The organism is Streptomyces sp. NRRL B-24572, assembly GCF_002156145.1.
In the GTDB taxonomy this organism is placed as follows: domain Bacteria; phylum Actinomycetota; class Actinomycetes; order Streptomycetales; family Streptomycetaceae; genus Streptomyces; species Streptomyces vietnamensis.
On the sequence record NZ_MWIG01000276.1, the window covers coordinates 1 to 12615 of the forward strand.

Sequence of the window (12615 nt, forward strand, 5' to 3'; positions counted from 1 at the left end):
CCTCCAGGTCGAGGCGGCGGCGTACCGCGAGACCGACGGCTAGGGTCTGTCCGGCGCCGGGCCGTCTCCGGTACCAGCGGGCCGTCTCCGGTACTAGACGGTCTCCGGCGCGCCCGTGATCACCGCCGCGAGCCGGGTGCCCGCCGGGAAGGCGCCCTCCTCCGCGAGGGTCGTCAGGCCGTACAGCATTTTGGCGACATACAGCCGCTCGATGGCGAGTCCGTGCCGCGCCTCGAAGTCCTGTGCGAACGCCTCCAGGGCGGGGGACACGCGCGCGTAGCCGCCGCCGTGGAAGCGCTCGTCCAGGGTCCAGTCGCCGCGCGGGCCGCCGAAGGCCGCCTCCTGGAGGGCGCGGACCTCCCCGCCGAGGAAGCCGCCCTTGAGGACAGGGACGCCCAGGGTCCGGCCCTCGAATCCGGCCGCGAGCCCCGCCAGGGTGCCGCCCGTGCCGCAGGCGACCGCGGCGACGTCGGCGAGGCCGGCGAGCTCGCGACCCAGCTCTACGCAGCCGTGGACGGCGAGCGCGTTGCTGCCGCCCTCCGGGACCACGTACGCGCCCGCGGGGGCCCGTTCCAGGAGCCACGCGCGCGTGGCCGGGTCGTTCTTCGCGCGGTACGTGGCCCGGTCCACGAACTCGAGACGCATCCCGTCCGCCGTGCACCGCGCGAGCGAGGGGTTCAGCGGGCGCCCGGCCAACTCGTCGCCCCGGACCACCCCGACCGTCGGGAAGCCGAGCAGCCGGCCGGCGGCGGCCGTCGCGCGCAGGTGGTTGGAGTACGCGCCGCCGAAGGTGAGCACGGGCCGGCCGGCCGCCTCGCGCAGGTTCAGCGAGAGCTTGCGCCACTTGTTGCCCGGCAGGTCGGGGTGGATGAGGTCCTCGCGCTTGAGCAGCAGCGTGAGACCGCGCCGGGCGAAGCGCTCGTCCTCCACCGGCTCCAGGGGCGAGGGGAGCCGGGGCCGCAGGTGGGAGAGGTCGAACGCGTTCACCCGGCCATTGTGAGCCCACCGGATCCACGGCCCTGCGACGGGCCGCAGCGGCGCCGGCCACGGCGGGCCCGCCGCCCTTCGAGCCCGAAGGGCGGGCGGCCCGCCGTGCCGGGGGTCCGCCGTGCCGGGGGTCCGCCGTGCCGGGGGTCCGCCGTGCCGGGGGTCCGCCGTGCCGGGGGTCCGCCGTGCTGGTGGCCCGCCGTGCCTCGGGCCCCCGTGCCTTGGGCCTGCCGCGCCTCGGACCCAGCGCCCGTCGAGCCGCCGCGTCTGCCGGGCCGGTGCGCCCGTCGCACCCGGTACCTGTCGGGCTGCGGCACCCGTCGGACCCGACGGCTCTCGGGCTGCGGCACCCGTCGGACCCGACGGCTCTCGGGCTGCGGCACCCGTCGGACCCGACGGCTCTCGGGCTGCGGCGCCCGTCGGACCCGACGCCCCTCGGGCCGCCGCACCCCGCCCCGCTACCGCAGGAGGTCGGCGATCCGCTCCCGCATCGACGCCATCGTGAACCCGCGCGGGTCCACCTTGCCCGGCTGCCACTCCAGGTGCCCGATGACCGAGCGGTGCGTCCAGCCGTGCACCCGGCAGACGGCGGCCGCCGCCTTCGCGATGGCCTCCAGCTGGACCTTCGGCCACGGGTCCTCGCCGTCGCCGAGGTTCTCGCACTCGAAGCCGTAGAAGTGCCGGTTGCCGTCCGTGGTGGCCTCGTCGTCCGGCGGCAGCCGCCGCTCGGCGATGACCGCCCGGAGGACCTCGTCGTCGCCGAGCCCCGCGTGGTTGGCGCGCCCGTAGCCGACGAGGTGGACCGTGCCGTCCTTGGCGATCACGCCGTGGCAGAGCGGCCCCGGCAGGGCCTCGTAACCGTCCCGGCAGATCCGGACGGTGTTGGCGGTGCCGCGGGTCACGGTGTGGTGGATCATCACGCCGTTCACCGGGCCCCAGGGGCCCTTGTGGTTGCGGTTGTGGGTGGACCAGTCGCCGACCTCGACGACCGCGAGGCCCTCGGCGCGCAGCGCGTTGAGGAACCTGTGCGCGGACATGGGTGTGGCCATGACCGACTCCTTCCGGAGGACGGGGTGAGCTTCCGGAGTACCGGAGTCCGCCGCTCCGCTGCCATCCGTTCGGGCCGTGTGCGATGCGATCCGGACAGATCGTCAGGAGACGGGTGGGGCTGCGCTGTTCGGATGGAAATCACGTGACATGCCCCGAAGATCGTCGAACAGTCCCACCCGAATGTGTAATGGCGCCGACACGTTCCGTGCTGAAAGGCTTTCTCTCGCAACTCAGTCATACGAGAGGGAGTTCCATGTCCGTTGGTTCGGTTGACGGCGAGGTCCGCGCGGAGCAGCAGGCCCCGCAGCAGAGTCTCGGGACCGCCGCCGCGCGGAACCTCGCCACGACCACCAAGTCGGCCCCGCAGATGCAGGAGATCACCTCCCGGTGGCTGCTGCGGACACTGCCGTGGGTCCAGGTGCAGGGTGGTACGTACCGGGTGAACCGGAGGCTCAGCTACTCCGTGGGTGACGGCCGCGTCACCTTCGTGCAGACCGGAGAGCGCGTCGCGGTGATCCCCGCCGAACTCGGCGAACTCCCGGCACTCCGCGGTTACGAGGACGAGAGCGCGCTGACCGAGCTCGCGGCCCGCTGCGCCCAGCGGGAGTTCGCGGCGGGCGAGATCATCGCCGTGTCGGGCGCCCCCACCGACCGGGTGTACCTCCTCGCGCACGGCCGTATCGAGCAGATCGGCGAGGGCCCCTACGGCGACGAGGCCGTGCTCGGCGTCCTCGCCGACGGCGCCTACCTCGGCGAGGACGCGCTGGTCAGCGCGGACGCCACCTGGGACTGGACCGCCCGGGCCGCCACCGCCTGTACGGTCCTGGAGCTCACCCGGGACGACGTACGGAACCTCGCGGACCGGGCCGGCTCGCTCGCCGCCCACCTCGCGGGCGTGGCGTCGGCGCCCGACCGGAGCACCAACACCTACGGCGAGGCCGCCATCGACCTCTCCGCCGGCCACGTCGGCGAGGCGGTCGTCCCGCACACCTACGTCGACTACGACGCCAAGCCCCGCGAGTACGAGCTGAGCGTCGCCCAGACCGTGCTGAAGGTCCACAGCCGCGTCGCCGACCTCTACAACCAGCCGATGAACCAGACCGAGCAGCAGTTGCGGCTCACGGTCGAGGCGCTCCGCGAGCGCCAGGAGCACGAGCTCATCAACAACAAGGAGTTCGGCCTCCTCTCCAACTGCGACTACGGGCAGCGGCTCCAGCCGCACGACGGCGTCCCCAGCCCGGACGACATGGACGAGCTGCTCTCCCGCCGCCGGGGCTCCAAGATGTTCCTGGCCCACCCGCGCGCCATCGCCGCCTTCGGCCGCGAGCTCAACAAGCGCGGCCTGGTGCCCGAGACCATCGAGATCGCCGGAAACCGCATCCCGACCTGGCGCGGTGTCCCGATCTATCCGTGCAACAAGATCCCGGTCTCGGACGCCCGGACCACCTCGATCATCTGCATGCGTACGGGCGAGGCCGACCAGGGCGTGATCGGTCTGCACCAGACCGGCCTCCCCGACGAGATCGAGCCCAGCCTCTCCGTCCGCTTCATGGGCATCGACGAGCAGGCGATCATCTCCTACCTGGTCACGGCCTACTACTCGGCGGCGATCCTCGTCCCGGACGCCCTCGGCGTCCTGGAGAACGTCGAGGTCAGCCGCTGGCGCTGAGCCGTCGGAGCCCGGGGGCGGGGGCCGAACCCGCCCGCCCCCGGGCGCTCCCCGGCCCGTCCCGGCACAAGACCGCCGTGACGGCCCCCGGTGACGGACCGCCGCGACGGACCACCGCGTAAAGATGCGAAGGAAACGACCGTGACCATGACCCGCACGGATGCCGTCGCCGACGGCCAGGGGGCCGTGACGCTCCTGGACCGGACGCGTACCGCCGTCAATCCCCAACTGCGCTCGACCGTCGAGTCCCTGCCGGGCTCCATACGGCGGGTGGCGATGTACCACTTCGGCTGGGAGCGCGCCGACGGCACCCCGGACGCGGGGCAGCCGGGCAAGGCGATCCGGCCCGCCCTGGTCCTCGCGGCGGCCCGCGCCCTCGGCGCCGACGAGACCCGGGCCGTGAAGGCCGCGGCGGCGGTGGAGCTCGCGCACAACTTCACCCTGCTCCACGACGACATCGTCGACGAGGACCCGACCCGGCGGCACCGGCCCACCGCCTGGACCGTCTTCGGCATCCCGGACGCCCTCATGGCCGGTGACGCGATGAGCGCGCTGGCCCTGCGGCTGCTCGCCGAGGACCCCCACCCCGCCTCCGCGGCCGCCGCCGCGCGCCTCGCGGCCTGCATCATCGAGCTCTGCGCCGGCCAGCAGGCCGACTGCGCCTTCGAGCAGCGCGACCCGCGCGAGGTCTCCCTCGACGAGTGCCTGGCCATGGCCACCGCCAAGACCGGCGCCCTGCTCGGCTGCTCCTGCGCCATCGGCGCGCTCTACGCGGGCGCGGGCGAGGAGGAGGTCGCGGCGATGGACGCCTTCGGCCGGGAGGCGGGCCTCGCCTTCCAGCTGATCGACGACCTCATCGGCATCTGGGGCGACCCGGAGCGCACCGGCAAGCCGGCCGGAGCCGACCTCGTCGCCCACAAGAAGTCGCTTCCCGTGGTGGCGGCGCTCACCTCCGGCACCCCCGCGGGGGAGGAGCTGGCCGAGCTGTACTCCCGTCCGACCCTCGACGCGGAGGCGGTACGGGCGGCGGCGGAGGCCGTCGAGCGGGCCGGCGGCCGCGACTGGGCGCAGGCCCAGGCGGCCGAGCGCATGGGCCGCGCCGTCGAGCACCTGGCCCAGGCGGTGCCGGACCTGGCGGCCGCGGAGGACCTGCTGGCCCTCGCGGAGTTCGTCACGCGGCGCACGCGCTGACGGGCCCGGTCCTCACGTCTCCGGGACGATCCGGGTGACCACGGTCTCGATCATCTCGTCCAGGTCCCGGTCGCCGAGGAGGCCGGGGACGGTGAAGTGGTCGAGGAGCAGTCCGGTGAGGGCGACGTAGAGCACCCGGACGGTGTCCGCGTCACCCGGCATGCCCGAGTCGAGGTGGAGCCGGATGTTCAGGTCGAGGTCGGCCCGGAGCACCTCGGTGAACCGCTTCTGCAGCTCGGGGCGGCGCACGGCCTCCAGGCGCAGCTCGAAGAGGCCCAGATAGCAGGTGCGCTCGGCGGTCATGCGCCGGGCGAGCCACCGCATCAGCTCGACGACCAGGGCGCGGCTGGGCGTCGGAAGGAGCGCGGCGTCGATGGCGCCGGGCTCCGGGGTGAGTCGTACGAAGATCCGGTCGGCGACCTGGGAGAGCAGCCGGTCCCGGTCGCTGAAGTAGTTGGACGAGGTGCCCGTGGGGACCCCCGCCCGGGCGTCGACCGCCCGGAAGGTCAGCCCGCGGGCGCCTTCGTCGGCCAGGACCTCGATCGCGGCGTCGAGCAGTGCCGTACGGCGTTCCGGGTTTCTCGCCACGTCGGGGGCTCCTTCTCTTCGGACTCTTCGGACTCTTCGGACTCTTCGAAAACAGGTCTTGCGCAACCACTACAGGTGAAGCACTATATCTGTCGTGGTTGCGACTGCAGCCGCTTCCCCGGACGAAGAGGACCGGTTTGCGCAAGCTCACCTACTACATCGCCTGCACCATCGACGGCTTCATCGGCGACCCCGAGGGCGATGCCACCTCCATGTTCAAGTACACCGAGGGGTCGTACATGGCGTGGATGGGCACCGAATACCCGGAGACCATTCCGACGCAGGGCCGGGAGATGCTCGGCGTCGACGGCGAGAACAAGCACTTCGACACCGTCGTCCAGGGGCTGGGGTCGTACCGGCTCGCCCTGGACATCGGCGTCACCAGCCCGTACGGCCACCTGCGCGAGTTCGTCGCCACCCGCTCGCTCTCCGAGTCGCCCCACCCGGACGTCGAGCTGATCGCCGACGACCTCGTCGGCCGCGTCCGGGAGTTGAAGGCCGAGGACGGCCCCCTGGGCATCTGGCTCTGCGGCGGCTCCACCATCGCCGGCGAGCTCATCGAGGAGATCGACGAGCTGGTCATCAAGACCTACCCGCAGGTCTACGGCACCGGCATGCCGATGTTCGGCGCCGGCTTCGAGCCCCGGGACTTCGACCTCGCCGACGTCCGCGCCTTCGACAACGGTGTGCTCGTCCGCAGGTACACCAGGAAGCGATAGCGGCGGCGGGAAGCGCTCGCGTGCGGGGCGGCCTACCCTGGACGCATGAGTGACGAGGCGCCTCGCACGACGCGGGACCCCCTGGCCGAGCGCCACTGCCCGGCCTGCGGCGAACCGCTCGCCGTGCTGGCCACCCGGCACAAGGTCCTCGGAGCCTGGGTGCCGGAGTGGGAGGTGCAGCCCTGCCGCAATCCGAACTGCCCGCTCCGCGAGGAGGGGGCGGAAGCCGCTCCCCCGCACGTGACCGGCAAGAACGGCGAGATCGGGAGAAGTCCGGCCCCGGGGTGACCGGACGCGCGGCGGAGCCGGTCATACCGCTACAGTCCGCGCATGTCATCGGAGTCGACAGAAGTCTGGACCGGCTGGTACCGGGACCGCAGCGGCGCGGAAGCGATCGTCATCACGGCCGACGGGCGGCGCGTCGCCACCCGGATCAGGGGGGTCGAGTACACGGGCGAGAGCTTCGCCGCGCTCGCCGCCGCCGAAGAAGGTGGACGGGCCCTCACGGGCTGCGTCCTGGAGTGGGACCTGCCGCTCCCCGTCGTCGTGGACGGCGCAGCCCAACAGGCCACGCTGGCCTGCCTGCTGACGCTCGGCGAGCGCGCAGACCTCAGCCTGACGCTGCACTACGGCGGCGCCGCCTTCGAGGCGTGTGTCGCCGGGGGCGACTTCGAGGGGGCCCTGGAGCGGGTACGGCAACAGCTGCCGGCCGGCGCGGACTTCGGCCGCAGGCTCCTCCAGGCGGCCTGAGGCCGGGTACGGCGACGCCCCGGTCGATCCGGGCACGGAAACCCGGGGCGCCGCCGGCACTGTGGACGACGGTGCCGGCGGTCGCGCCCCTGGACGCGCGGCGGGCCGAACTCGCGGCGACCTGCCGGGGGATGGGCCCCGCGGGGGCCCCGTACCGGCCACGCTGTCGGTGGGACCGTGCATGATGACCGTATGAGCGAACGCGAGGAAGATCCCGGCCGGGCAGAGGTACGCCACGCGCGCCCCGAGGACCTGCCCCGGGTCGTGGAGCTCATCGTCGAGCACGCCGCGTACGAGAAGTCCGCGCCCCCGGCCCCCGGCCTCGCGGACCGTCTCGCCGGCCTCCTCTTCGGCCCCGAACCGCCCCGCCTCCGCTGCTTCGTCGCCGTCCTCCCCGACGGCACCCTCGCGGGCTACGCGACCTGTGCCCCGGAGCTCTCCACCTGGGACGGCACCGAGTACCTCCACATGGACTGCCTCTACCTCACGGAGGCCTCCCGCGGCCACGGCCTCGGCCCCCTCCTGATGGCGGCCCTCCGCACCGAGGCCCGCACCCTCGGCCTCCCGGAACTCCAGTGGCAGACCCCCGCCTGGAACGAGGGCGCGATCCGCTTCTACGACCGCCTGGGCGCCACGTCCAAGGAGAAACGGCGCTACACGCTCCCGACGGAGGCGTAGCGCCGCCCGGGCCGGCGGTCAGTCGGCGCAGTTGTGATAGGCGACCACCAGCCAGCCGTCGGCGCCCGTGCGCTCCAGCGCCCAGGTCACGCGGACCCAGCGGTCCTCCGGGACGTCGGTCTCGCCGGCGAGGACGACGGTGCTGCGGGCGACGACGACGGCGGCGTCGCGGGACTCGCCGAGGAACCGCACGCTGTGGATCTCGTCGCGGATGGTCGAGCCCTTCAAGGGGCCCTCGAAACCGGCGGCCATCGCGGCCCGGATCCGCTCGCGGCCGTCGCGGAAGGAGCCGGGCAGGGCCGCGGTCGCGTCGGGGGCGTAGTGGGTGACGAAGGCGTCGGCGTCGTTGGCCGTCCACGCCTCGTACACGGCGTCGATCACGGACCGCACCTGCTGCTCGGCGGCGGTGTCCTGCGGGGTCGTCGTCGTGACCATGGTGTCCTCCTGGAAGGTCGAGGGGATGTCACCGGGTACGTACCGGGGAGCCGTCAGGAATTCATCGCGGCCGTCCGCTCGTCCGCCGATGAGTTCCGGGACGCCCGCCGGTACGTACGGAGATCACCGCACCGAGAGAGGCAGGCATGGCCACCACGAGCACCCACCCCGACGAACGGGCCGCCGAGTTCGCCCGCAGCACCGACCCGCACCGCCGGGAGCTCCTGGCCTACTGCTACCGGATGCTCGGCTCCGCGCACGAGGCCGAGGACCTCGTGCAGGACACCCTGCTGCGCGCCTGGCGCGCGTTCGACCGCTACGACGCCCGGCGCGCGAGCGTGCGCACCTGGCTGTACCGGATCGCCACCAACGCGTGCCTCACGGCGCTGGACACCCGCACGCGCCGCCCCCTGCCCAGCGGCCTCGGCACACCCGACGAGGACCCGCTGACGCCCCTGGAGTTCGCACCGGAGGTGCCGTGGCTCCAGCCGATCCCGGACGCGTGGCTCGCGGACCCGGGCCAGGTGGTCGCCGCCCGCGGCACCCTGCGCCTGGCGTGGGTCGCCGCCGTGCAGTTCCTGACCGCCCGCCAGCGGGCCGTGCTGATCCTGCGCGACGTCCTCGACTGCTCGGCCGCCGAGACCGCGGAGCTCCTCGACACCACCCCGGCGGCGGTCAACAGCGCTCTCCAACGTGCCCGGACCCGGCTCGCCGAGGCCGGCGTCAGCGAGACGGGGGTGGCGGAGGAGGCCGCCGACCGGCTGGTGGTGGACCGGTACGCGGCCGCCTTCGAGAAGGCGGACATCGGCGCGCTCACCGCACTGCTCGCCCACGACGCGATCCTGGAGATGCCGCCGGTCAGCACCTGGTTCACCGGCCGCGACCGGTACGCCGGCTTCATGCACTGGGTGTACGAGGCGAACGGCACCGACTGGCGCGTCCTGCCCACCGCGGCGAACGGCCAGCCCGCGATGGCGGCCTACGTACGCCTCGCCGGCACCGCCCACCGCCTGCACACCCTCCAGGTCTTCGACGTCGCCGACGGCCGCATCACCCGGAACACGGTCTTCCAGGACCCCGCCGTCCTCACCGCCTTCGCCCTCCCGGAAACCCTCCCACCGGCACGCTGACCGCCTTGCGACCGGGAAAAGACCGCACCCGGCCCACGGGGGACGCCGTGCTCGGCGGCCTGCGGGCCGGGTGCGGTCGGGGACCGGGTGAAGGTCAGGCCTTCTTGGTCTCCTAGTAATCGGTCAGGTCGGTGACCTGCGGGGTTGTTCCCTGTGGGTCGCTGACCTGGCCTTTTGATGATGGCTGGCGATGGGGTGCGACGGTCTTGATCGGGTGTCCTGCGGACTGTGTGCGGACTGCTCCACGTGAGCCTGGCCCGGGGGATCGCAGAGACGAGGTCCAGCGATCGTCGCAATACGCTGCTCGTCGGAACAGCACCCGTCTGGTCAGGTGCTCCCTTCCGCCGGTGAGCCTGAGCGGAGTGAGCGGGCTCACTTTCGCGGCTACGTATCGGATTCGAAGGCTGTCCCGTCGTACTGGTGTGTACAGCCGTTTCGCCGTCCAAGGAGCTGTGAAGTGACGCCTGACCCCGATCTGTCTTCCGCGCTCGACGTGCTGCCGCAGCCTCTGCTGGCGGCGGCCCAGGCCGCGCGCCGTGAGTTCCTGGTCGCTCTGGAGCCGTTGCGGGGTGAGCTGTTCCGATACTGCCGTCATCTGACCGGCAGCGTGTGGGACGCCGAGGACCTGGCCCAGGAGACGCTCGCCCGAGCCCTCACACGCGCGGCGCAGTCCCACCAGCAGGTCGAGCGTCCGATGGCGTGGCTGGTGCGGATCGCGACGAACGCCTACCTCGACCAGGTCCGCCGTCCCGCCCCGCTTCTCGTCGAGCCCTCCGAGCGTGCGGCGCCTGCCGGCACCGATCCCGCCGAGGTGAGGGACGCGCTCGCGGAGGTGGCCACCCTGCTGGCGCCGCAGGAGCGAGCGGCTGTCGTGCTCAAGGACGTGTTCGACCTGCCGTTGAAGGAGATCGCCGCCATGCTGAGCACCACCGAGGGTGCGGTCAAGGCCGCACTGCACCGTGGCCGCGGACGGCTCGCCGACCCCGATCGGCCCACCGCGCTCACCCGGCGCACGGCTCCCGACCGTGACGCCCTCGATGCCATGGCGGAGGCGTTCACCGCGTACGACCTGGACGGGTTGACCAAGCTGTTCGTCGAGGACGCGGTCAGCGACGTCATCGGGATGGCCCACGAAGTGGGGAGGGACCAGATTGCCGCCGGCTCGCTGCACCACACTCTGCATTTGGAGACCTCCGTGCGGTGGCGCGCCGAGGTTCGGGAGCTGGACGGCGATCCGTTGGTCCTGATGTGGGCCACCCCGACCGACGACGACGGTCCCGAGGCTGTCGAGGACGTCCTCCGGGCGGAGACATCCGACGACGGGATCACGTGCCTGCGCTGGTACTACTTCTGCCCGGATGTCCTCGCCGAGGTCGGCGACCGGCTGGGCGTGCCGTACCGAACCCACGGCCACGGTCTGTAGACCCGGCGACGGTGAGGCAGAGGTCAGGACTCTTCTTCGCCATGAGGAGCTGATGCGGCGCTCGGCTGGGTTCCCATCCGAGCGTGTGCGTGGCCGGGCCGTTGAGTTCGGACGCGACGGGGTCCCCGGTCGGCACGAGTGTGCCGGGACGCTGGTTGCCTAGCCCCAGCCGTTCAGGGAGACCTGCGGCCCGCCTCCGAGGTAGCGGTCGAGGGCGCCGGCGGTGGTCTCCACGAATTCCTCGGGGACGGCGTCGGCGTGGACCCAGCGGACCTGGGCGTGCTTGCGGGGTTCGCGGTTCTCGGGCTCGCCAGCCCACTCGTGCGTGACGAACACGACCGTGAGGAAGCCGTTAGGGGCCTCCACGCCCCAAGCTCCGTGGATGACATGGGCGAGCTTGAGGGACTCGGGCTTCACGGTCAGACCGGTCTCTTCGTACAGCTCGCGGACGGCCGTCTCGGTGATCGATTCGCCACGTTCGCTCTTGCCGACGGGAAGGTCCCACATGCCCTGGGCGAACTTGGCGTTCTCGCTGCGTTGGAGGAGGACGACGCGGTTGGTGGCCTTGTCGTGGACGATGACGGCGGCGACGAGCAGGGTCATCGATTCGAGCGCCGGCTTGAGGGCCTTCGGTTGGTCGTCGGCCTGCTCGGTCACTGGGTTCCCTTCGGCGGTTGGGTTGTCGGGCATGTGAGGGCGATGGCCTCGTCGGCACTGGCTTGGGTGGCGAGGCCGCCGCCGAGGCTCTGATTGCTGGCGATGGGGCACGCGCCGGTCTTGATCGGGTGCGCTTCGGACTGCTGCGGCAGTGTTCGCCGCTGGAGCGGCGAGGGCCTACTGCTGGAGCGGGGTGTTGGTCCAGAAGGAGTGGGCCTTCTTCAGGAGCTCCTCCGCAGCGTCGCCGTATGATGCCGCACCGCTCAGCGCGGCGAAGGCTTTGTTGTAGAGGTCGAGTTCGCTCTGCTCTGTGATGTCCACGGAGGAGGAGACGAGTTCGATGTGGGCCCGGTCGCAGTCGCCGTAGATGTTGAACGCGTGGACGGGGAACAGGTCCACCCGTGCGGTGGAGGGAAGGATCCCGAGGGTGAGGGAGGCCAGGCCGAGCTCTCGCAGGAGGCGCTCGATCTGTTCCCGCATGACTTCGGGTCCACCGATGTTCGTGTAGAGAGCCTGCTCCCCGAGGACGACGTCGTAGTGGTGCTCGCCGTCGTACAGCACCTGCTGTCGCTGCATGTGCTTGGCGACGCCCGCCGGCACGTCGTTCGGGATGCCGAGGAAGTCGACGACCTGGCCGAGGATCACGGTGGCGTACGCCTCGGTCTGGAGCGTGCCCCAGATCATCGTGGGCACGTACGCCTTGCCTTCGCGCGTGCTCTGGTACCAGCGCACCACGTCGTCCTGAGTCGCTTCTGTACCGGTGGACAGACGATCCGTCCAGGGAACTGAACTGGTCACCGCATCCCCTCCTGCGTGGTGCCGCCGGGGCGGCTTCGATGTGCGCTGCCGTTCCGGTCGAGGATGGCTCCGAGTGTCCGATCTTGTAGAGCGGGAATCGGTCAGGCCATGCGCTTCATCTCGATGGCGAGGGCTCCGAGGGCTTCCTTAGTGCAGAGAAGGCGATCCACCTCTGTCGCAGCGCGGACGGAGACGACCGGTCGGTCGGCGACCTGTTCGCCGCGCACCTCGATCTCGCCCGCGGGCACCTGCTCCTGGGTGACCTGGATGGCACGGAGGAAACGCTCGGCTTCGTCCTCCGGTCCTCGCCGGAGCGCATGTCGGCCAGCATCGTGCGCCGGCTCACCGTTCTCGGGCGGGAGTTGGAGGGGCCGCAGTACGTTGGAAACGCGCAGGCGGTACACCTGCGCGAACGACTCCAGCACACGGCCGTCCGTGCGTCCCTGCCCGCCGCCCACCCACCGGAGTTGCCGACGTGCCCGACCTGTCCGCCGCCCACGACGCCGCCGTCACCGATCGGGCCCGCCTGGCGGGCAGCGC

At 72.1% G+C, this 12615-nt stretch carries 15 protein-coding genes; 8 read left to right on the forward strand and 7 right to left on the reverse strand.

Going from position 1 to position 12615, the window contains the following annotated elements; genetic code table 11:
• Positions 1-93: 93 nt before the first annotated feature.
• Together CCN56_RS17100 and CCN56_RS17105 are read right to left on the reverse strand one after the other, a co-directional pair.
• Positions 94-987 carry a 1-aminocyclopropane-1-carboxylate deaminase/D-cysteine desulfhydrase gene (locus tag CCN56_RS17100; RefSeq protein WP_086827807.1) on the reverse strand — a complete coding sequence of 298 codons (894 nt, stop codon included), beginning with the start codon at positions 985-987 and terminating at the stop codon, positions 94-96.
• A gap of 458 nt (positions 988-1445) precedes the next feature.
• Positions 1446-2036 carry an N-acetylmuramoyl-L-alanine amidase gene (locus CCN56_RS17105; RefSeq protein ID WP_086827816.1) on the reverse strand — a complete coding sequence of 197 codons (591 nt, stop codon included), beginning with the start codon at positions 2034-2036 and terminating at the stop codon, positions 1446-1448.
• 254 nt (positions 2037-2290) lie between these two features.
• Between CCN56_RS17105 and CCN56_RS17110 the strand changes: the two genes are divergently transcribed.
• Positions 2291-3706: a family 2B encapsulin nanocompartment shell protein gene (locus CCN56_RS17110; RefSeq protein WP_086827817.1), complete on the forward strand. Its 1416-nt coding sequence runs from the start codon at positions 2291-2293 to the stop codon at positions 3704-3706.
• Between the two features lie 147 nt (positions 3707-3853).
• Complete coding sequence (locus CCN56_RS17115; protein WP_086827833.1) at positions 3854-4897, forward strand: family 2 encapsulin nanocompartment cargo protein polyprenyl transferase; 1044 nt, start codon at positions 3854-3856, stop codon at positions 4895-4897.
• A gap of 12 nt (positions 4898-4909) precedes the next feature.
• Here the strand turns inward: CCN56_RS17115 and CCN56_RS17120 are convergent, their stop codons facing one another.
• On the reverse strand, positions 4910-5485 hold the full coding sequence (locus CCN56_RS17120) for a TetR/AcrR family transcriptional regulator (protein ID WP_086827818.1): 576 nt from the start codon (positions 5483-5485) through the stop codon (positions 4910-4912).
• Positions 5486-5622: 137 nt separating this feature from the next.
• On the opposite strand from CCN56_RS17120, the gene CCN56_RS17125 reads away from it, so the two are divergent.
• The 4 genes from CCN56_RS17125 to CCN56_RS17140 all read left to right on the forward strand — a co-directional run bounded on the left by CCN56_RS17125 (position 5623) and on the right by CCN56_RS17140 (position 7632).
• Complete coding sequence (locus tag CCN56_RS17125) at positions 5623-6204, forward strand: dihydrofolate reductase family protein (RefSeq protein WP_086827819.1); 582 nt, start codon at positions 5623-5625, stop codon at positions 6202-6204.
• Positions 6205-6249: 45 nt separating this feature from the next.
• Positions 6250-6492 carry a hypothetical protein gene (locus CCN56_RS17130; RefSeq protein ID WP_086827820.1) on the forward strand — a complete coding sequence of 81 codons (243 nt, stop codon included), beginning with the start codon at positions 6250-6252 and terminating at the stop codon, positions 6490-6492.
• A gap of 42 nt (positions 6493-6534) precedes the next feature.
• Entirely contained in the window at positions 6535-6954 is a 420-nt protein-coding gene (locus CCN56_RS17135) for a DUF6304 family protein (protein WP_086827821.1), read from the forward strand.
• A gap of 192 nt (positions 6955-7146) precedes the next feature.
• Positions 7147-7632 (forward strand): GNAT family N-acetyltransferase, encoded by a 486-nt coding sequence (locus CCN56_RS17140; RefSeq protein ID WP_086827822.1) that lies wholly within the window; start codon positions 7147-7149, stop codon positions 7630-7632.
• A gap of 18 nt (positions 7633-7650) precedes the next feature.
• On the opposite strand, the gene CCN56_RS17145 is transcribed toward CCN56_RS17140, so the two are convergent.
• Positions 7651-8067, reverse strand: a complete 417-nt coding sequence (locus tag CCN56_RS17145) for an SgcJ/EcaC family oxidoreductase (protein ID WP_086827824.1) — start codon at positions 8065-8067, stop codon at positions 7651-7653.
• Positions 8068-8213: 146 nt separating this feature from the next.
• Between CCN56_RS17145 and CCN56_RS17150 the strand changes: the two genes are divergently transcribed.
• Together CCN56_RS17150 and CCN56_RS17155 are read left to right on the forward strand one after the other, a co-directional pair.
• A complete protein-coding gene (locus CCN56_RS17150; RefSeq protein ID WP_086827826.1) occupies positions 8214-9197 on the forward strand; it encodes a sigma-70 family RNA polymerase sigma factor in 984 nt (327 codons plus the stop codon).
• Positions 9198-9654: 457 nt separating this feature from the next.
• Positions 9655-10620 (forward strand): sigma-70 family RNA polymerase sigma factor, encoded by a 966-nt coding sequence (locus CCN56_RS17155; protein WP_179199870.1) that lies wholly within the window; start codon positions 9655-9657, stop codon positions 10618-10620.
• Between the two features lie 159 nt (positions 10621-10779).
• Here CCN56_RS17155 and CCN56_RS17160 read toward each other — a convergent pair whose 3' ends face one another.
• The 3 genes from CCN56_RS17160 to CCN56_RS43230 all read right to left on the reverse strand — a co-directional run bounded on the left by CCN56_RS17160 (position 10780) and on the right by CCN56_RS43230 (position 12500).
• On the reverse strand, positions 10780-11310 hold the full coding sequence (locus CCN56_RS17160; RefSeq protein ID WP_086827830.1) for an NUDIX domain-containing protein: 531 nt from the start codon (positions 11308-11310) through the stop codon (positions 10780-10782).
• A 144-nt stretch (positions 11311-11454) separates the two neighbouring features.
• Positions 11455-12009, reverse strand: coding sequence for a DUF5753 domain-containing protein (locus tag CCN56_RS17165; RefSeq protein ID WP_256962008.1), 555 nt, complete (start codon positions 12007-12009; stop codon positions 11455-11457).
• A 167-nt stretch (positions 12010-12176) separates the two neighbouring features.
• Positions 12177-12500: a hypothetical protein gene (locus CCN56_RS43230; protein WP_179199871.1), complete on the reverse strand. Its 324-nt coding sequence runs from the start codon at positions 12498-12500 to the stop codon at positions 12177-12179.
• Positions 12501-12615: the final 115 nt, after the last annotated feature.

Coding starts and splice junctions, on each gene's coding strand:
- CCN56_RS17130 (WP_086827820.1), top strand. CDS start 6,250: ATGAGTGACGAGGCGCCTCGCACGACGCGGGACCCCCTGGCCGAGCGC.
- CCN56_RS17105 (WP_086827816.1), bottom strand. CDS start 2,036: ATGGCCACACCCATGTCCGCGCACAGGTTCCTCAACGCGCTGCGCGCC.
- CCN56_RS17135 (WP_086827821.1), top strand. CDS start 6,535: ATGTCATCGGAGTCGACAGAAGTCTGGACCGGCTGGTACCGGGACCGC.
- CCN56_RS17110 (WP_086827817.1), top strand. CDS start 2,291: ATGTCCGTTGGTTCGGTTGACGGCGAGGTCCGCGCGGAGCAGCAGGCC.
- CCN56_RS17150 (WP_086827826.1), top strand. CDS start 8,214: ATGGCCACCACGAGCACCCACCCCGACGAACGGGCCGCCGAGTTCGCC.
- CCN56_RS17115 (WP_086827833.1), top strand. CDS start 3,854: ATGACCCGCACGGATGCCGTCGCCGACGGCCAGGGGGCCGTGACGCTC.
- CCN56_RS17140 (WP_086827822.1), top strand. CDS start 7,147: ATGAGCGAACGCGAGGAAGATCCCGGCCGGGCAGAGGTACGCCACGCG.
- CCN56_RS17160 (WP_086827830.1), bottom strand. CDS start 11,310: ATGCCCGACAACCCAACCGCCGAAGGGAACCCAGTGACCGAGCAGGCC.
- CCN56_RS17145 (WP_086827824.1), bottom strand. CDS start 8,067: ATGGTCACGACGACGACCCCGCAGGACACCGCCGCCGAGCAGCAGGTG.